Origin of the sequence: Polyangium mundeleinium (genome assembly GCF_028369105.1) — a bacterium.
GTDB lineage: Bacteria > Myxococcota_A > Polyangia > Polyangiales > Polyangiaceae > Polyangium > Polyangium mundeleinium.
The window spans coordinates 9937950-9956962 of record NZ_JAQNDO010000001.1 but is presented as its reverse complement, the minus strand read 5'-3'; the positions used below and the strand labels follow the sequence as shown (position 1 = coordinate 9956962).

The following is a 19013-nucleotide window of genomic DNA, read 5'->3' as shown; positions in this document are numbered from 1 at the left end:
GGAGCGACCCGTCGTCTACGACGACGCTCGTTCGCTCGTGGGAAAATCTGCTAGGGTCGCCGCGTCATGGGCCTGCGTGGTCGCTTTCCTCGATCGACATGGCCCACGTGGCTTCTTTCGCTTGCCCTGCTCGGGTGCCAGCGCGAGCTCGACATGGCCAAGCATTACGACGATCGCAACGCGGCCACAACGATCCGCTACATCGGCGTTCGCGAGGCGACCCGGCAGTACCCCGACTACGGCGTCATCCAAAGCACGATTCTCGCGGAAGGCGGCGGCGCGAAGAAGGAAGGGCGTGCCCCGTGAGCCGCGTGCTCGCGCGCACCCCCTTCATGGCTGCGTCTGTTGCACTCGTGAGCGGGCTCCTCGGCTGCGCCTCGCCGCAGAAGCTCGCGGCGGAGCTCGTCGCCGCGGCGACCCCGGGGCACCTCCGGCCCGTCGTGGCGTGCTGGGAGCAGGAGTACGAGGTGTCTGGCTTCCAGGGCGAGTACATGGCCACGATCGACCTCGAAATCTCGGGCTCGGAGGTCATCAAGAGCGCGCGCATCACCGCGCTCGATCCGACGGGCGAGAGCCGAAGCGAGCACGACACCGGCCCGTTCCGCGCGTGCCTGGAGAAGGCCTTCGTCGGGATCGAGCTGCCGAGCAAGGCGGACGCCGACGGGCCCGGCTACAGCTCCGTCGTCGGGGCCTCGGTGCGCAACTACAAGTTCGCGTTCCTCGGCGATCAGGACGAGCGCCGCAAGCGCGCCGGAGGCCGGCAGGCGCACGTGCTCATCGGCCCGCGCGCCGATCGATGCCAAGGCCTTTACGTCTACCATCCGCCGCGCGACACCTCCGCGCTCTTCACGGAGATCGCGCTCGGCAAGGGGAGGGCGGAGAGCACGCGGGGCAAGGATCGGGATCAGCATGCGCGCGAGCTGCAGAAGACCTACGATCTCCAGCTCGAGCTCGCCGCGCGGCTCCGGTCCGATCTTGCCGACGCCTCCCTCCCGCCCGTGAATCGCAAGCGGCTCACCGATGCGCTGGATACAGCGCGAACGGAGGCGCGAGCGACCGGGGCGGCCATCGGCTGCAAGCCTTTCGAAGACCGACGTTAGCCCTCGGAAAATACTAGCGTCCGCCTGCTTCCGGCCGCATCACGTGGGCGAGGGTACCCATGACGGTGACGAGGGCAGATCTCGAGCGTTGTCTCGACCTCGTGAAGGGCTCGGTCGTCGAGCCGCGCGTGGGCCTGTTCGGCCCCACGAGCCGGACCTGGCACATCGCGCGTGAAGGTGTTGTCTTCCTCGCCGGCGGCGCGGCCGCGCTTCAGCAGCTCGCGCATCCCTTCGTCGCGCACGGCGTCGCCGAGCATTCGGTCACGCGCGAGGACACCTTCGGCCGCTTCCTGCGCACCTTCGAGAACGTCTACGCGATGATCTTCGGCCCGCTCGATCGCGCCGTCCGTTCGGCGCGGGCCGTCCACACGATCCACGAGCGCGTGACCGGTGTGATGCCCTTGCAGGCCGGCTCGTGGCCCGCAGGCGCGCGTTACCACGCAAACGACAAGGGCGCGCTCCGCTGGGTCTTCACGACCTTGATCATCAACGCGGTGCGCGCCTACGAGCTCGTCATCGATCCGCTCGAGGAGCACGAGAAGGACGAGTATTACGCCGAGTCGCGGCGCTTCGCGCTCCTCTTCGGGCTCGAAGAGAACGACCTGCCGCCGTCGTTCGCCGCGTTCGAACGCTCCTTCGAGGACACGGTCCGCTCGGGCGTGATCGTCGTCACGCCGCCCGCGCGCGAGCTCTCGGATTATCTCCTCGCGCCGCCGCACCCCGCGCTCGGCCTCGCCTGGCGCTGGTACACCCTGGTGACGGCGTCGCTCCTGCCCGAGCCGCTGCGTGAAGGGTTCGGCCTCTCGTTCGGGCCTCGCGAGCAGGCGCGCGTCGACACCTCGATCCTCGCGATTCGCCGCGCGTATCCCCGCATCCCCGCCCGGCTCCGCCACGTCCCCGCCTTCACCGCGGCGGAGCGCCGCCTCGCGTCCGGCGACGCCTACGTTCGCGAGCCCGACACCGGCCGCCCCTTCCTGCTCAAGCTCCTCCTGCGCATGAGCCGCGCCGCCGTGCTTTAGTCCCGAGGGGGACGCTGCTCTCCCCTGCTACCCGCGCGCCGGCCGCCGCCGCTCCTTGAACCACGCGCGCACCTTGCGCATGCGCGAGAGCTGCTTCCACGGCGCCCGCATCTTGCACGTCGACGCCTCGTCCGTGCCTTCCTTCGCGCCCCAGCGCACCTCGGGGCAGTCGTTCGGGTTGTACCCGACCTCCAGCGACTCGGATCGCGAAACCACGTCCGCGAGCGAAAGCGAAAATGACGACTCGTCACTCCGCACGTACGAAAACCGCCGCGCTTCGAGTTCCCGCGTGAGCGTTGCGTCGAGCTCCGCGCGCACCTCCGCCGCCGTCTTTCCCGGCGGCATCGCGTATCGCTCCGGCCTCCGCTCGACGCGCGCCGGCAGCGCGCGGGCCACGTCGATCGCCACGAGCAACCGCAGATCCCTCGACGGCGTGGAGAAATCCTCCCACGGCCCCACCGTCTGGAAGATGCTCGCCTCGTCGGGCATCTCCACCGATTTGCCGCCGCCTTGCCGGTATTTTCGCCCGTTCTCCACGGACACGACGCGCCCCTTCACCTGCTCTTCCAGCGCGTCGATCGTCTCGATCAGCGCGCGTGTCGGATCGAGCGGTTGCGGCGAGAGCACGTCGTCGACCCGATCGTAAAACCCCTCCACGCCGTGCTCGTACTGCTCCATCGCGTGATCGCCGTGCTCCGGGTGCGCGGCGATCTCCTGGTTCGACAGCACGCGCAGCACCCCGCGCTCCACCACGAGCGGCCGGAACCGCTTGAAGCCTGGGCCGCCGAGCGAAGGATCGAGCGCGAAGAGAAAGTTCCCGCGCCAGTACCGCCGCCGCGCCACCGTTCCATCCGGCTGCCCGTCCACCGCGAGCAGCATCCCCGCCCGCTCGTTCGTCTGCGGCACACGTTTCACCACGACGAGCACGTGCCCGTACGGATCCGCGTAGATCGTCCCCGGCCGAAGCGATCGTTCGTCGAGACGGACCGGATAAAAATCGGTCTCGTCGTCGTCGCCTGCGGTCCGACCCGTCCCCGAGTGCACCGTGTCCGCCAGCGTCGTGCGCACGAACTCCGCGAAGCCTGCCATCGGATCCGTGCGCACGTGCTGCGGCCATTCGAGGCTCGTCCGCGGCCGCTTGCAGAACGGCGCGCGCCCGCCGCCGCCGCGCGTGCAAGACGAGTACGCGAACGGGAGCTCCATTTTGAACGCAAAATAAGCCCGGAGCGCGTACGGCAGATCCGCGCAGTCCGGATCGATCACCGGCGCATCGGGCCCTGCATCGTCCTCGCCGCGGCCGAGGTGGTCGTGCAGCAAATTCCGCTTCGGATCACGGATCGCCTCGTGCAACGCCGGGAACGTGAGCGGCTCGCCGAGCGGCGCTTCGAAGAGCGCCTCGATCCACGCCGCGTACAGGTTCTCCGTCGCCTTCCCCCATGCTCCGGAGACTGGCCACATCCCGCGCGCGGCCCGGGGCGGCTCCTCCGCGTCGTCGATCGTCACGTCCTTGCACGCGCGCGCCGTCTGCGCCTCGGCGAGCACCACGCGCAGCGTCCCCGCCTCGGGCGCGGGCACGGTCGTGTTCCAGAAGTACGGCCCTGCGCCGCGCCGTTCGTCTGCGCGAACCACCGTTTTTCCGTTCCCGTCCTGGACGACGAGCGCCCCCGCGCTTGCTTCGTCGGCGACCGCGAGGATCCGCAGCGGCTGCCCGGGGCGCGGCTTGCGCGGCGAGACGAAGATCGCGAACGCGGGCGTGTCCGCACACGAATCGATCACCGGAGGCGGATCGTTCGTCGGGACGAACGCCGCGGCCGAGGCCACGGGCAGCGCCGTCGCGGCGAGCCCGCGGGCTGCCGTGAGGGGCGAGGCGCGCCCACCGGGCTCGCCACAACCGGCGAGCGCCGCGAGCACGAAGAAGGCCCGAAGCCGCAGCATGGCCGACACTTACCGCGGCGGAAAGTCGGGAAGCAATAACCTAGAAGCTATATTTCGCGCGGGTGAACACGGTCGACCCGCCCGTCTCCGGGGAGCCGAACTTCGTGTAGGGCTTGCCGAGCTGGAGCAGGGCCCCGGCCGCGAGCTCCAGCCCATTGCCGAAGTTGTAATCGAGCTCCGGGAAGATCACCATCGAGAACCCTTCGGCGCTGAGCGGCGAGATCTTCCTCTGCACGCGTTTCCCTTGCTCGTCGTCCCACGTGTCCTCCACGAGCGGCGTCGCGTCGAGGATCGTGAACAGCCGGAACATGCCCGCCTGGTTCGCGAACTTGAAATCGGCGCCGAGCACCACGTAATCGCCGAGCCGCGGCCGCAGGATCTCCCGCGAGCACGTCTGGCCGTTCTTCGAGAGCGCACACGCGAGCACGTTCGACCCCTCGATCACGCCGCTCTGCCGGACCGTATACCCTTCCTTGATCCAGTCGCCCGCGCCGTACTCGTCCACGAGCCCGTGCACCCACATCGCGTTCACGTACACGTGCTCGCCGAACGTGTAATCGAGGCCGAGCACCCATTTCAAGAACGGCGTATTGTTCACCACGAGCGGCTCCCGCCCACCGGGCCCGCCGGGCCGCCCGTCACCGTCGTAATCGTATTCGCCGGCGGCCTGCGGGATTCCCAGCGCGAGTGCGTCGTTCGTCAGCCGGATCGACTGGCTCTGCGGCACCACGAGCGCGCCTTCGAAGCGATACCCGAGCCCGTTGATCTCCTCCGAGATCCACGAAAACGGGTTCACCTCGCCCGTCACGTTCAGCCCGTAGACGTGCATCCTCGGATACTCGAGCGTCACGTCCGTGAGCAGGAGCCCTTCGACGCAATCGTTCGTATCGCTCGGGTTGCAGCGCCGACCGAGCGCCTGGCGTGTGTGGTTGCTCCGTGGCTGCGGGAAATCCGTGCGGCCGTTGTAATACGAGAGCGCGATGTCGTGCTCCTTGATCGTGCCCGCGATCCGGTAGGCGACCTGCATGTTGTCGAACGTCGGCTCGGGCAACACGGGCGTCACGTTGCCGATGATCGTCGGATGACCGAAGAGCGTCTGTGCCGCGGCCTGCTCGGCGACCACGCGCTGCCGCAGCGAATCCGAGACGAACGGCAATCGGTCGAGCTGCGCCACCGCGAGCGAGCCCGAGAGCGGCAGCATCGCGGGCTTGAAGAGCGGCACGAGCACGCCGGAGATCGACCAGTCCTCGTTGATCCAGTAATCGGCCTTCACCATGAAATTGGCGACCTGCCGGCCGAAGAGCAGCGGATCCCGCAGATCGTCGGGGTTCAAATTGTTCGTCGGGTTGAACTGATCCCCGACGCCCCAGTTGACGACCTGCTGCCCGATGCGCAGATCGAGCCCCTTCACGAAGATGCCCTCGGCCTCCATGTAGATCGAGCGCGCTTCGAGGCGGTACGGCTCGGCCTTCTCGACCCGCGAGAGGTCGCCGATGGCCGTCATTCGCTCGGGATACCCGCTCCACACGAAATCGACCGCCGCGACGCCGTGGAACCGTCCGTAATTCGCTTCGAGCTTCAGGCCGAGCGTATTCCAGTTGCGCTCGACGCCCGCCGGCAGCTCCTGCCGCGAATACCATTCGCCCACGCCCACGGGCTGCATGCGGAAGCGCAGATCGCTCTGGATGCGGCCGCTCCAGTCGAGCTCGAGCTCATCGTCGGCGTGGGCGCTCGGAGCCGCGCCGAGCAGGAGGGCGAGGGCGCAGACGGTCGCGCTGCCCCGACGAACGTGGCGGTACATGCTTGGTTTGACCTCGGGTCCTGAAAAACGTCGCGCCGCCCGTCCCGTCGAGCGGGAGGGGCGGCGCGCGTATCTACTCTATCTCGGGCGGGGCGAAATCTACTTTTCGAGGCTGCGCTTCGAGAAGAGGTCGTCGCTCATCTCCTCGTTCACCTTCCACGCCTTGCGGACCATCTTCGTCCAGTGGCCGCCCTTCGTGTGGTCGACCATCTTGAGCTCCTGCGGGCTGCAGATATTACCCTGGCAGTCGTAGGTCGTGCGCGTCTCGGTCTTCACGTGCTTGCCGGCCGTGTTGAAGTACTTGATCTCCGACGGCAGGTTCTTGTCCTTCACGATCTTGAACTCGATCTTGCCGTTGGGGACCGTCTGACCCGCCTTCGCCGTCGCCACGAGCGTCTGCTCCGCGCCCGCGTCTGCGGCGAGCTGCGCGTCGTAGAAGGCCGCGTACGCCTGCGTCGCGAGGTCGTCCTGGCTGAAGGCGAGCCCCATGAAGCCTTGATCGGTCACGTGGCTGGCGATCCGCCGGATCTTCCCGAACGCCGGGAGATACACGTACATCTGCGTGGGCGAGAGGATGAGGACCTTGGTCCCCTTCATGTCGGCGGGCGCGGTGAACTCGGTCAGACGCTTCTCGCCCTTGATGTAGACCTTGAGCCCCATCTTCTTCTCGTCTTTGCCGGGCTCTTTGTTGACGACCTCGTACTCGTAGTACTGGGTCTTCGCGCGGTTCATCGCCTCTTCCATCGCCTTGAGGGCCTTGTCGCCCGGGGCGTCGGCGCCCGCATGCCCGGCCCAGAGCAGGGCCGCGAGGAGGGGAGCAGAGGCGGAAAGCCAACCACGGAAAGCTGTACTCATCTCGAACCTCGTTCGTTCAGGGAAGGGCTCGTGCTCGTGTCGAGAACGGCGTCCGACGCATCGGACGCAGGTGCGGCGCTCGGTATTCTAGTCCCGTCGCCGTAGTAGCGCGTTTTGCGGGCGAAGAGCGGGATCACCAGCATCGTGGCCAGGGCGGCCGCCACCATGGCCGCCGCCGTTAGCCCCCCGACGTTCTTCAGCGGCCGCGCCTCGCCGAGCGTGAGCACGAAAAAGCCGGCCGCCACCATCCACGCGCTCATCCAGATCGCCGGCCCGGCCCGCCGCGCGGCCGTCGTGGCCGCCTCCGCGAGCGGGGACTTCTCCGGGGCGTTCCAGGCGACCATCAGGTGTACCGCATAGTCCACGCCCGCCCCGATGATCAAGCTCGGAAGCATCGACGTCCCGATGTCGAGGGGCACGCCGAGCAGCCCCATCCCGCCATAAACGACCGCCATCGTCAGCATGATGGGAAGCACGCCGAGGAGGCCGCTCCAGAACGACCGGAACAACCCGACCATCAGCAGCAGCACGAAACCGAGCGCGAAGAACAGGCTCTTCCAATGGTTTGACGCGACGCTCCGCGACAGGCCTGCGTGCATCACGGGCAGGCCCGTCACCGCGACCGCGAGCTTTTGCTCGCCCGATGCGGAGGGCTCGGTCCCCGCCACCGGCGGGAGCGCGAGGGCCGGCACGTCGAGATCCATCCACGCAGCCGCGATCGCCGCGTAAAACCGGTCTCCCTTCAACCCCGCCGGCGCCGCGATCTTCGCGTCGAGGGCGAGCTGCTTCGCCCGCGCCATCGCCTCGCTCCGCCGCCAGATCTCCTCCAGCGGACGATCGACCGTGTCCGCGAGATCCGTGACGAGCGTGTCCCCCACGGGTTTGTCGAGGGCAACCGCGATCGTCTCCGCGAGCTTCGCCTCGTCGGGCCGCGATCCGAGCGCCGTGAGCGCGCGCGCCACCTTGTCGATCGTCTCGGCCCCTTCGAGCTCCACGCTGCACTCCTCCGAGCCGAGGAACCGCGTGAGCGCGGCGCGCGTGGCCTCCGACGCGTCCGCCTTCGCCGGCACCGCGAGGCGAGCCTCGAGGTCCGCCTGCTCGGGCATGGGGGTGCCGAAGGCCTTCCCGACCGCGCGCATGCGGGCCGCGGCGAGGGAGCGCACGCGTGCCGCGACCTCGTCCTTCCGGGCCCCCTTCGCCTCGGCCACCGTGTACGTCGTCGTGATGGCCGTGCCCGCGACCTCTCGAATCTTTTCGAGGACCGGCTCGGTCTCGGACGCGACGCTCGTGTCGAGCTTGACCTGCAGGAGCGCCTTTTTCCGGTCGTCCGTGACGAGCTGCGTGACCGCCTTTTTGCCTTCGAGGAAGCCGTAGAGCAGCTTCACCTTGGCCGTGGTGTCCGGGATGCGCCGGTCACCTTCCATCGCCTCGTTGATCTGCGCGACCACCGCGCCCACGTGGTTCACCGAGTTCACGTGCGGAAGGACCACGAGGCGGTCGGCGAGGGCCTGGATCTCGCGGAGGACGACCGGATCGGTCATGTCGCCCTCGACCTGGATCTGCACGAAGAGCGAGCCGCCGAAGCCGTCGCGCAGGAAGGTCTCGGCCTGATCGGGCGGGCTATTTTTCGAGAAAAATGCCGCGTTATCCATGCGACTCTCGATCTTCCCGACGAAGAGCGCGCTCCCGAGCGCGAGCGCGCCGAGGGCCCCGCCGACGAGGACACGCCGCCGCTGCGGCAGCGTGCAGAGCCACTCGTGCAGCCGGGCCACGCCGCCCTTCGCGGCCGGCCTTCCTTTGAGCTTCACGAGGTAGGCCACCGCCGGCACGAACGTGAGCGAAAGCGCGAGCGTGATGAGGATCCCGACGGCCGCGAACACGCCGAAGGTCCGGAGCGGCGCGATATCCATCAGCAGGAACGACAGGAGGCCGGCCACGGTCATGAGGCCGCTCGCGAGGACGGGCGGGCCCATCTCGCAGATCGTCCGCACGAGGGCCGTCTCGCGGTCGTGCTCGTGCGCGACGGTATAATAGTGGCTCAGGATGTGGACGGCATAAGCGCTGCCCAGGGCGAACAGAATGACGGGGAGCGAGCCGAGGATGACGTCGACCGGGACGCCGAGCGCGCCCATGAGCCCGAGCGACATCACGATGCCGAGCGCCGTCGAGAGCAGCGCGAGCCCGGCCCCGATGACGTCGCGGAACGAGATCACCGTGATGAGCACGATGACGAGCACCGCCCAGGGCGCGAGCCGCCGCATGTCGTCCTGCGTGACGCCGTAGATGTACGTCGATATGAACGGCGCGCCGCCCCAGAACTTCGCCTCGCGCGGAAATGCCTCTTCCACTGCCGCGCGGACCTTTTGCGCGAGCACCTTCTGATCCGCCCCGTGGCCGGCGAAGCAATAGAGGAGCGCGGCCTTTCCGTCCGCCGAGATCAGGTTTCCGACCACGTGATCCAGCGAAAGCACCTTCTCGCGCAGCGCCGCCCGCTCCTCGGGCGTCTCGGGGATCTTGCCGACGAGGTAATCGTTCGTGATGCCGCCCTTCTGCGGATCGGCCACGAAATCGTCCATGTTCGTCAGCGTCATCGCGTAGCCGACGCCGTCCGTCTCGTTCAGACGTTTCGTCAGGTCCCGCAAGCGCGTCAGGAATTCGGGAGAGAGCGCGTCGTCCGTGCTGATTCCGACGAGCGCGATGTCGAGACTGCCGAATCGCTTGCTCACGTCGTAGAAGACGCCCACCTCCGGGTTTTCCCGCGGCAGGAACGAAAGCACGTCGTCGTCGCGATCGACCCGAGACGCAAAAAACAAGCTCGCGAGCGAGAGCAAGAGGACCACGAGGACGATGGCCCACGCCGTCGTTCGACGAACGAGGAGTTGTGCGAAAGCTTGCATGCAGAGGGGATTCCTGGCTTCGGGACGGTCGCGGAGCAAACCGAAGCCAAAGGGGGATGTCAAGCGCGCAGACGCCCAGGACGTGCCCATCGAAGGCGCGTCGCGCGGTTGATGCAATGCGGTGTTATCGCGCCGCTATCGCAATGCAAGTGTCAGCGGGATGCCGGTGCGGCCGAGGGCGCCGAGGGCGCGGGCGGCGCAGGCGAGCGCCGCGCGAACAAACCGATGCCCGCCAGCACGCCCACGAGCGCGAGGACGCCGACCGCGAGGATCACGAAGCCGATCCAGCGTCGTTCGGGCGCCGCCGGTTGCGCGGGCGTATAGGGCACGGCGGCCTGATTCTGACCGGTCATCGCCTGCCAGTTCGGCTGCGGCGGCGCCTGCGGATGCGGCGCGCCCCACGCCGCCCTTTGCGCCTCGGGCAAACCCTGGAGCGGCATCGTCCCTTGCAGGTTCGGCATGCCGAGCGGCGCGGCTTGTGGCGGCGCTCCCACCGGCGGTCCGCCGGGCCAGCCGCTCGGCATGGCGCTCCGCGGGGCGCTCTTCGGCGGCTCGGGCTGCGAAGGCGGTACGCCCTGCGGATACGAGGGCGGCGGCCCTGCCGTCTCCTTCATGGGAGGCGGCGCGCCCGGCATCGGGTTTCCCGTGAACGCCGCGAGCGGGATCGTCTTCGCCACCTTGTGGCTCGCCGGAGGCGACGACGTCGAGGGCGGCCCGGTCACCCCCGGCCGATACACCATCGTGACCGCGAGCGCGCCTTCGTCGCCGTCGTCCGAGGACGCCTGCGCGCCGCTGCTCCGCATTTTCTCGACGAGCGGTTCGAGCCGCGCGACGATCTCCGCCGCCGACCCGATACGCGCCCGTTTGTCGCGCACGATGCACCCGGCGACGATCTCGTCGATCGCCAGATCGATGCTGGGCACGAGCTCACGGAGCCGCGGGATCGGGGCCGTGAGGACCGCGTGGATCAGATCCGGGCCGCGGCCCGCGAACGGCCGCTGGCCCGCGAAGAGCTCGAACATGAGCACGCCGTACGACCAGATGTCCGTGCGCGGATCGAGATCGGGCGCGCCGGCGATCTGTTCGGGGCTCATGTACGCGGGCGACCCGAGCAGGCCCCCGGGCACGGTGAGCATCTCCTCGGCGCCCATCGGCTTGCAGAGGCCGAAATCGAGCACCTTCACGAGCTCGTCCGGGGCGCCCGCCTCGTGGTGCAGAAAGACGTTCGCGGGCTTGAGATCCCGATGGATGATCCCCTGCGCGTGGGCGGCGGTGAGCGCGCGGCCGACGTCCCGCGCGATGGGCAAGGCGCGCGCGACGTCCATGCGGCCGTCGCGTTTCACGCAGCCATAGAGCGTATCGCCCGAGAGGAGCTGCATGACGAGGAAGGGATCTTCGTCCGCGGTCTCGCCGACGTCGTAGACCTCGACCACGTTCCGGTGCGCGATCTGCCCGGCCGCGCGGGCCTCGCGCAGGAGGCGGCGCCGGAGGTTGTCCGTCGCGTTCACGATGAGCTTCACCGCGACGCGGCGGGAGGTCATCTCGTGCACGGCCTCCCAGACGACGCCCATCGCGCCCTGGCCGAGCCTACGAGCGAGGCGGTACTTGCCGCCGACCAGGTCACCGGCCTTCATGCGTGGATGGCATCGTACCACCGCGGCGACGTCCTCCGGGAAGAATCGTTCTAGAGTGCGCGCCCATGCCGTCACTGATCTCTCGTGCGGGCCAAGGTGCCCTTCTCGCGCTGTTCGTCCTCGCCGCCGGCTGCCGCGACGAGCCGTCGCCCACGCCGGAGGGCCGTGCATCCCAGGTCCCCGCGAACGAAAAGCCCGTCCCCACGTCCGTGGCCTCGGCGAGCCCCAAGGCCACGCCGGCCCCGAAGCCCACACCCGCTCCCACGCCTCGCGCGAGCGCCGCGCCCGCGTCCGAGCCGAGCGCCTCCGCGTCCGCGGCCGTCGAGCCCCCGGCCTTGCCGCCCGATCCGCCGCTCGACTGCGACATCGTCCTCACGCCCGAGGAGATCAAGGCTGCGTGCGGCGTCGAGGTCGAGGCCGACGCGAAGCAGCCGACCGAGGACATCGGCGCCGAGCGCACCTGCAGCCGTCGTTGGAACAGCAAGGATGCGGGCACGTTGAGCCTTCTCGTCGTGCGCCAGGCGAGCGACGCCGAGGCCAAGGACCGCTTCAAGGACATCGAGGGCGAGGTGAGCGGGATCGAGGCGATTTCAGGCCTCGGCGACGTCGCGCGCCGTTACGTGAAGAAGGGCGCGGGCGGGCACCCGATCTTCAACGTCGAGGTCGTGAAGGGCCGCTTCGACGTCCAGGTCTTCAACCCGAAGATCACGCTCGGCGACACGACGGTCGGCCCGGTGTGTGATCACGCGGGGCTCGAAAAGCTGCTCGCCAAGGCGGTGACGCGCCTGCCTTGATCGCGCTCAGCCGGGGGCGCCCTGGATCGGCCGGACGGTCCCGTCCGCGCCGATGCGGATCGCCTTGATGCCGCTCACCGCGTGGAGGAGCAAGATGGCCGCGTCTCCACGCGGAAAGAGCCGCATCGCGTGCAGCCGCCCCGCGCCGTTCACGTCCTGGCTCGCCTCGTCGTAGACCACGACGTCGGGCGCGGTCGTGATCGTCGTGGGCGTCGCGATCCGCGCGCGCACGCCAGCGTCCGGCGTTCGCCAGACGACGAGCAGCCGGTCGCCGAACGACGCCGCGAGCACGGGGCTCTCGCCGTTCGACGGCGGCGCCGGGCGCGACATCGGATCGCGACCCCGGAAGAGTTCGTCAAGCGCGAGGACGATCGGCTTGCACGTGTCCTTCTTGCACCACGTGCGCCGCACCTCGTGGATCGCGGAGGCCCCGTCGCCGCGGCGGAGCACGAGCGTCGCCTGCGCCGCGTCGTCGTCGCACGTGACGATCTCGGAGACCACGACGGCGCCCGCAGGCCGCGGCAGCTCGTCGGCGCGCACGAGCGGAGAGCCGCCGCGCTCCTCCCTTCGCGTCATCCACACCGATCCGCCGTCCCGCGCGAGGATCACGAGGCTCTTCGGCGCGCGGCACGCGGCGAGGTGCACGGCGTCGTGCGGGAGCGCGCCGGCGTCCTCGATAGGACCTGTCGGACCTTTGACGGCGCCGAGCCTCCGCAAGAGGAGGTGCGGTTTGCCCGCGCGCGGCTCGATCCACGCGAGCGCGTCGCCGAGGACGAACACGCTGGAGAAACGCACCCGCGGCGGCGGCTCGATCCGCACGCGATCGAGCCGCCGCGTGCCCTCGTTCCGATCGAGCCAGAGCGCGAACTCCTCGCCCCGCTTGCCGAGCTCCATCTCGACGACCCCCACGACCTCCTTCGCCGTCGAGAACCCGCCGACCACGTGGTACGGCTCGCCAAACGCCTGCCCCGTGTCCGCCCGGTAAAACGTCGATCGCGCCGAGCTCCGATCGGCGACCAGCGCGGGCCCCTCGTCGTCGGCCGCGGGCCAGAGGTGCGGCCGCGGCAGGCGAGCGCGCGGCGCGAGGGGCACACACGACGCGGCGTCGAGGCCCGCGGGGAACGAGCACGTCGTCGGCGGACCGCCCCGATCGCCGCGGAAGACGAGCCGCAAGGTTCGTCCCGGAACGACGTCCGCGGAGTGATCGCCGAACCCGATCCGCTCGGCGAGGTTCGGCGCGTCGAGGTCGGCCGGCGACGCGGGCGCGGGCGGCAGCGGCACCTCTTTCGGTCCGCCGTCCGGATCGGCCATGCTCCAGAGCGACGGGAGCGGGAGATCCGAGCGGGTATACATGTCCCGCGCCTTTTCGATCACGCGGGCTGCGAGATCGGGCGGCGGCGCGAAGGCCGCACGACCCCTGCGCCGCTCGGCGTCCGCGAGCGCCTCGGCATGCGCGGCGCATCGACCGGGCCATCCCGGGCCTGTCGTGGAGAGGCGCTCCGGATCGGGCAGCGAGACGGCCGTGAGCAGGATCCTCCGCAGCCGCTCGTCCGGCGTCTCGCCCGCGGTGGGCGGCTCGCCGAAGAGGCAACGGAAGAGCGCCGCACCCGAGCGTTTCGCATCCCGCGACGCCTTGACGCGCGGCAGCCCGAACCAGACGCCAGCCGCAGCGAGAGCGAGCCCGAGCGCGCCGAGCGCGGCGATCACGAACGTCCGCCGCCGGTTCGTCCCGCCCTCGGTTTTTGCTTCGGCTTGGGCTTGGGTGGCTTCGCCCTCGGGTTTGTCTTCGCTCACGGCCAATCGCTCATCTGCGAGACGATATACGATCTCCTGGGGTACGAGGTGCGCACATCGTCGCGCCGATTGACGCCCGCCCTTTTTTGGCGGTAATGGGAGGGAAGGTTCGTTCCCCAAAATTCCGCACCGAGAGGTCGATCATGACCGACTCCTGCATGGATCCGTACGAGGCCATCGCCTATGGCCGCTTCACCGCGGCGCAGATCAACACGCTCCTGCTCGGGCTCGATCTCGAGCTCGACGGGACCCTCCGGCTCATGGCCAGTCGCGTGGCCACGGCCAGCGAGTCGCTCGAAGCGGCCCTGCTCCGCGCGGGTGTCCCCGAGCTTTTCCTGCACCGCGCGCCCGAAGGTGCGCCGGACGCGGTTCTGGCCGCGCGCGAGACGCTGCGGAGCCTGGTTCACGATGCCGAGGCTTGTCGCGACGGCTTCATGATCACGTCGCGTCTCCTGCAGGGAGAATCGCTCAGCACGGCGGTGCGCCGGACACCGGCGAAGCTCATCGCGCGGCTCGAGCACGCGCGCGAGGCGATCGAGAAGATGAAGGAGATGCTGCCCGAGCACGCGTCCTGGTCGGACCGCGCGGAGCAGGCGCGAGCCGCGCTTTCGGTGTTCGACGACGAGGTGCACGCAGGCCGGTCGGAGCGGCGATCGATGACGGCGGATGTCGCCGCCGCGTGGAACGCGTGGCAACGGGCGTATGCTTCAGCGAAACACGTGGTGCTGGGGGTGCTGGCAGGGGTGGACAAGGTGCCGCTGATCCGGGAGGTATTTGATGACCTCGCGGATGAGAGTCCGTCGCGGCTCAGTCAGCTGCCGCAGGTGCCGGCGATGTATTGAGGCGGGGGCGGGAGCGGGGGCGGCAAGAGGGATCTGGTTGTGTACCGCTGTTGAGGAAGGGGGGGTGGATCCCCGGATCACGCAGGGACTGCCATGCGCCGACGGATGAGTGTAGACTGAGGCCGTGCTTGCACGGACGCTTTTCCGATGGCCCGCGGTGGTTCTCATCGCGTATTCCATCGCGTGCGGCACACCGCGAGCACCGGATTATCTCACGCCTTCGACCCCGTCCGTGGTTCCCACAGATGCCGGATCAGACGTGCCGGATGCCGCTCGGGTCGTCGACACCCGCGGATGGGCAAGCGCCGCAGATTCACCCTACAAGCCTTTCCAGAAGCTTCGGCCTGAGTGCCTCATCGACCACGGTTGTCCATTTGAGCCGGCTGTGCTGCCGCCGTGCCCTTTGGGGCTCGATCCTCTCGATGTCACCGGAGTGCTCGCGCGCGCGCCCGAGCTTTCCGGCCAGTCCGTGCTCGTGCGTGGGCTGCTGCACGCCAGAACGCGCATGACCCTGATGGACTGCAACTTTCAGTGCTGCAATTCGGTGGGCGGCCCCATCGTCCTTTCGCCTCTCGAAAGCTCCGAGCGGGAGATAGCTCCGAGCCTGCTGCTTGCAGACGAAGCAAACTCGCATGCGTTTCTCTGCGGGGGTGATGATTCCTGGCTCTGCTGCACCTTCCCGCCGAACGTGGAGGTGCTCGTGTACGGCCGAATCGAGCCCATTCCCACGGAACGTTTTACAGATCGTGTGTCTTATTCGCTTACCGACGTGCGTCTCTGCGCGCTCCGTCCATACCCACCGCCTGCCGAGCTCGGGGTGGACGAGACAGGGTGCAAGCTTCAGGGCAGGCAGTATGCGCCCGAGGAGCACGTCACCATCGGCGAGCAAATGTGCGGCTGTCATCGCGGACGCGCCTACTGCCAGCCGAACGATTCGTCGTCGTGCTTCTATGCTGGAGAATGGCTTCCGGATAAAAGCTCTATTCTACTGCGACGGTCATGCGAGGTCTTGCAGTGCAAAAGCGGCAACTGGGCGCGTTCCCCGGGGGATTGCAGCCTCCCGATGCTTCTCTGGGTCGGCTTTGCGCTCCGAAGTACTGCGCTCGATCCGAAGGAAATTGCCAAGCTGGAACCGCTGCCCCAGGCCCTCAGGGAATTGCCCGGCTCGATCAGAATCATTGCGCGCGTCAAAGCAAATGAAGGGCGAAATGCGGAGCAGTTCGCGCAGGAGCGCGCACAGCAGGTGAAACGATGGCTGGTCCGGCACCGGGTATCGCCAGAGGCCCTCCACGTGGAAATCGAACGGCCGGAGATCGACGACGGCAGGCCGCCGCTCGTGCACTTCCGATTCGTGCCGAAATCGCGATCTTCGGCTCCACGCCCCGGTCCGTGAATCGGGCGCAGTCGATATTACCGAGTACGCTCCGAACAGGCTCCGGGAACGGCATCGGAAGCGGGAGCGGAGGCGGGAGCGGGAGCGGAGGCGGAGGCGGAGGCGGCAAGCAGGATCTGTTTGTAGACCGCTGTCGAGGAAGGGCGCGCGCGGTTGGACGGGCCCGGTGTCGAGGCGGGTGCTACCTCTGACGCACGCGATGAACTGGCTGCTCCCTGTCGTGGGCGCGCTCGTCGTCTACGTGGGGCTCCGGCACACCGATGACGTGCCTCGTCGAGAGCCCAACCCCGAGGGCGAACATCAATCGCTCTGGTGGACGAACCACGACCCGTAGCGGCACCCCATCAGCTTGTAGGCGGTCGAGGTAGGTCGGTCGTGGCCGGCGTCGAGCATCGAGGCTGCCCTACGTGCCAAGCGGCATCCGGACGACCCCGAGGCGGCCCCCGAAAGGTCAGAAGCACCCGAGCGCATTGAGCTTGTTGCGCCACCTGCTGGCCATCCAGGCATAACCGGTGGCGTCCGGGTGGATGCCATCCGCGGCGAGCGTCCACGTCGGGAAGCCCGTGTTCATGTCGACCACGTCCACCTTCCCGTACCCTTGCGCCTTCAGCGTGGCCACGATCCCGTCGACGTAGGCGTTGTACGCGGTCACCTCGCCATTGAGGACGGCGTACGCCCCCATGAGCGGGATGATCTTCGCGACGAGGATCCGCGCCGTCGGGTTGAAGGCGATGAGCCAGCGGACCATGATGTCGAGATCGTACGCCGCATTCAGGTGGCCTTGCCCCTGGAGGATGTCGTTCGTCCCGGCGTGCACGAGCAGGACGTTCGCGCCGACGTAATTCGTCTGGATCCAGGGCGTGAGCTGGTCGATCCGGAACCCGGGATACCCCGAGTGCAGGTGCTGGCCGGCGGCCCAGAGGTTCGGTGACGACCAATCGCCCGAGAGGCCCGACATTCGGATTGGCGCGCCCACGGCCGGCGGCGTGACGAGCAGGTGGCCGCGATAGCCGTCGAGCCCGCCGATGCCCGCGGTGAGCGAGTCGCCGAAGGGCTGGATCTTGCACTCCACGCCGAGCTCGGATTCGGCCTCGGCGACCTCCTCGTCCTCGCCGTCCGCCTCGGCGGCGTCCTCGCCCTCAGCGAATGCGGCGTCATCGGCCATTGCAGCGTCCATCGAATCGACCGTGCAGCCCATCGAGGCACAGGAGAGGAACGCGAGGGTCAGGGCGAAGAGGGAATTCGAGAGCGTCATGGGAGCCTCCATTGGCGTGTGAAGTTCAGGGTTCGGCGCGCCGGACTTTCCGTCGCGCGCTTCGGGAGGACGCTATCGCAACGCTCGTGCCACCACCGGATCCCTCGATTTCACGAGGAAATCGGCGACGCCCGCGAGCGCTGAGGCTCCGCGCGTCCGGACATCGGGGCGGGAGGTCCGGACATCGCCGCGGGTGTCCGGACGTGGGGCGAGGCCGCGCTTGCGACGCGACGGGCGCGTCGCCTAGGATCCGGTCCGCGCATGGCACGACCTCTGCTCACCACCCAGACGGAACAGGAGCATTCGGTTCAGCAGAAGACCGTGGGCATGCTCGTCTACGTCCTGCGTTACGACGATCTCCCCGCGGACGATTCGATGATCTTGCCCCCGATCACCCGCGAGGGCACGACCTACGAGGTGGGGCGCGCCCCGGAGGTGGGGCCCGTGGCGCTCGAGGGGTCCACCCTGCTCCTGCCCGATCCTTTCGTGTCGCGCACCCACGCGCGCCTCGTGCGCCGCCGCGGCGCCGACGTGATCGAGGACCTCGGCAGCAAGCTCGGGACGTTCGTGAACGGCAAACGTATCGAGGGGCCGCGCGTGCTCGTCGACGGCGACCTCCTGGAAATCGGCCACTCGCTCTTCGTGTATCGCCTCGTCGAGCCCCGCATGGCCGGCCGGATGGCCTCGCTCCGCAAGGGCCTGTCGCATGGCCCGACGCGCACGTTGTGCCCCGAGCTCGCGGGCATCTCGACCGACCTCGAGCGCATCGCGCGCACCGATCAGCCCGTGCTCTTGCTGGCGGAGACGGGCGCGGGCAAGGAGATCGCCGCGCGGTTCGTGCACGAAAAGAGCGGCCGCGCCGGGCCCTTCGTGGCGGTCGACTGCGGCGCGATCCCGGACCACCTCGTCGAGGGAGAGCTCTTCGGCCACCGGCGCGGGGCGTTCAGCGGCGCGGTCGAGGAGCGGAAAGGGCGCATCCGCAGCGCGGAGGGGGGCACGGTTTTTCTGGACGAGATAGGCAATCTCCTGGAGAGCGCGCAGGCCAGCCTGCTCCGCGTGATCCAGGAGCGCGAGGTGACGCCAGTGGGCGGAGAGCGCCCGCAGAAGGTGGACGTGCGCTGGATTGCCGCGACAAACGAGTCGCTCTTCGCCGAGGACAGCCGCTTCCGCGCCGATCTGCGGGCGCGGCTGGCGGGGTACGTCGCTCTCTTGCCGCCGCTGCGAAAGAGGCGCGAGGACCTCGGGGTCCTCTGCGCGGACATCCTCGGCAAGACGGGCCTGCCGAGCGTCGCGATCACGAAGCGGGCCGCGCGCGCGCTTTTTTTCGGGGATCTGCCGGGCAACATCCGCGAGCTCGAGCGCTCCCTCTCCAGCGCGGCCGTGCTCAAGGGCGACGGGCCCATCGACCTTCCACACCTGAGCGTGGTGGCCGCACGCGCGGCGGGCAAGGTCGGGGCGCGGGCCGAGGGATCGGCTGCCGACGCGTCGCCCTCGGAGCCTTCGCCGTCCGCCGAGCTGCCGCGGGAGCGGTCGACACGCCCGCCGCGGGAGGCCATCGAGGCGGCGCTGGTCCAGGCGAAGCGCGTGCAGGGCGAGGCGGCGCGCCTGCTCGGGGTCCACGAGCGACAGCTAGCGCGGTGGATGGATGCCTACGGGATCCCGCGCGGAAAGAAGAGCGCCTCCGAGACGTGAAG

Annotated in this window: 15 protein-coding genes; 8 read left to right on the top strand and 7 right to left on the bottom strand. The window is 68.9% G+C overall.

Annotated features, from left to right (window positions below; all coding sequences use genetic code 11):
- Positions 1–66: 66 nt before the first annotated feature.
- The 3 genes from POL67_RS39200 (at position 67) to POL67_RS39190 (ending at position 2119) form a co-directional block, all read left to right on the top strand.
- On the top strand, positions 67–306 hold the full coding sequence (locus tag POL67_RS39200) for a hypothetical protein (protein ID WP_136936241.1): 240 nt from the start codon (positions 67–69) through the stop codon (positions 304–306).
- Positions 303–1100: a hypothetical protein gene (locus POL67_RS39195; protein ID WP_271925880.1), complete on the top strand. Its 798-nt coding sequence runs from the start codon at positions 303–305 to the stop codon at positions 1098–1100. The genes POL67_RS39200 and POL67_RS39195 overlap by 4 nt, the downstream gene beginning before the upstream one ends.
- A 65-nt stretch (positions 1101–1165) precedes the next feature.
- Positions 1166–2119, top strand: coding sequence for an oxygenase MpaB family protein (locus POL67_RS39190; protein WP_271925879.1), 954 nt, complete (start codon positions 1166–1168; stop codon positions 2117–2119).
- Between the two features lie 27 nt (positions 2120–2146).
- Here the strand turns inward: POL67_RS39190 and POL67_RS39185 are convergent, their stop codons facing one another.
- The 5 genes from POL67_RS39185 to POL67_RS39165 form a co-directional block, all read right to left on the bottom strand.
- Positions 2147–4054, bottom strand: coding sequence for a hypothetical protein (locus POL67_RS39185; protein WP_271925877.1), 1908 nt, complete (start codon positions 4052–4054; stop codon positions 2147–2149).
- Positions 4055–4094: 40 nt separating this feature from the next.
- Positions 4095–5855 (bottom strand): DUF1302 family protein, encoded by a 1761-nt coding sequence (locus tag POL67_RS39180; protein ID WP_271925875.1) that lies wholly within the window; start codon positions 5853–5855, stop codon positions 4095–4097.
- A gap of 99 nt (positions 5856–5954) precedes the next feature.
- Complete coding sequence (locus POL67_RS39175) at positions 5955–6710, bottom strand: outer membrane lipoprotein-sorting protein (protein ID WP_271925873.1); 756 nt, start codon at positions 6708–6710, stop codon at positions 5955–5957.
- A complete protein-coding gene (locus tag POL67_RS39170; RefSeq protein ID WP_271925871.1) occupies positions 6707–9607 on the bottom strand; it encodes an efflux RND transporter permease subunit in 2901 nt (966 codons plus the stop codon). Before POL67_RS39170 ends, POL67_RS39175 begins: the two co-directional genes overlap by 4 nt.
- Positions 9608–9759: 152 nt before the next feature.
- Complete coding sequence (locus tag POL67_RS39165) at positions 9760–11241, bottom strand: serine/threonine-protein kinase (RefSeq protein ID WP_271925870.1); 1482 nt, start codon at positions 11239–11241, stop codon at positions 9760–9762.
- 65 nt (positions 11242–11306) lie between these two features.
- On the opposite strand from POL67_RS39165, the gene POL67_RS39160 reads away from it, so the two are divergent.
- Positions 11307–12035 carry a hypothetical protein gene (locus POL67_RS39160; RefSeq protein ID WP_271925869.1) on the top strand — a complete coding sequence of 243 codons (729 nt, stop codon included), beginning with the start codon at positions 11307–11309 and terminating at the stop codon, positions 12033–12035.
- A gap of 6 nt (positions 12036–12041) precedes the next feature.
- Here the strand turns inward: POL67_RS39160 and POL67_RS39155 are convergent, their stop codons facing one another.
- Positions 12042–13829, bottom strand: a complete 1788-nt coding sequence (locus POL67_RS39155) for a hypothetical protein (RefSeq protein ID WP_271925868.1) — start codon at positions 13827–13829, stop codon at positions 12042–12044.
- Between the two features lie 143 nt (positions 13830–13972).
- Between POL67_RS39155 and POL67_RS39150 the strand changes: the two genes are divergently transcribed.
- From POL67_RS39150 to POL67_RS39140, 3 genes are all read left to right on the top strand, one after another.
- Positions 13973–14671, top strand: a complete 699-nt coding sequence (locus tag POL67_RS39150) for a hypothetical protein (protein ID WP_271925867.1) — start codon at positions 13973–13975, stop codon at positions 14669–14671.
- A gap of 124 nt (positions 14672–14795) precedes the next feature.
- The gene (locus tag POL67_RS39145; protein WP_271925865.1) at positions 14796–16064 is read left to right on the top strand and encodes an OmpA family protein; all 1269 of its coding nucleotides are present in this window, start codon (positions 14796–14798) and stop codon (positions 16062–16064) included.
- Between the two features lie 199 nt (positions 16065–16263).
- A complete protein-coding gene (locus POL67_RS39140) occupies positions 16264–16398 on the top strand; it encodes a hypothetical protein (RefSeq protein ID WP_271925863.1) in 135 nt (44 codons plus the stop codon).
- 117 nt (positions 16399–16515) lie between these two features.
- On the opposite strand, the gene POL67_RS39135 is transcribed toward POL67_RS39140, so the two are convergent.
- On the bottom strand, positions 16516–17319 hold the full coding sequence (locus POL67_RS39135; RefSeq protein WP_271925861.1) for a GDSL-type esterase/lipase family protein: 804 nt from the start codon (positions 17317–17319) through the stop codon (positions 16516–16518).
- 261 nt (positions 17320–17580) lie between these two features.
- Here POL67_RS39135 and POL67_RS39130 point away from each other — a divergent pair, with 261 nt between their 5' ends.
- The gene (locus POL67_RS39130; RefSeq protein WP_271925859.1) at positions 17581–19011 is read left to right on the top strand and encodes an FHA and sigma-54 interaction domain-containing protein; all 1431 of its coding nucleotides are present in this window, start codon (positions 17581–17583) and stop codon (positions 19009–19011) included.
- The last annotated feature ends 2 nt before the right edge of the window (positions 19012–19013 follow it).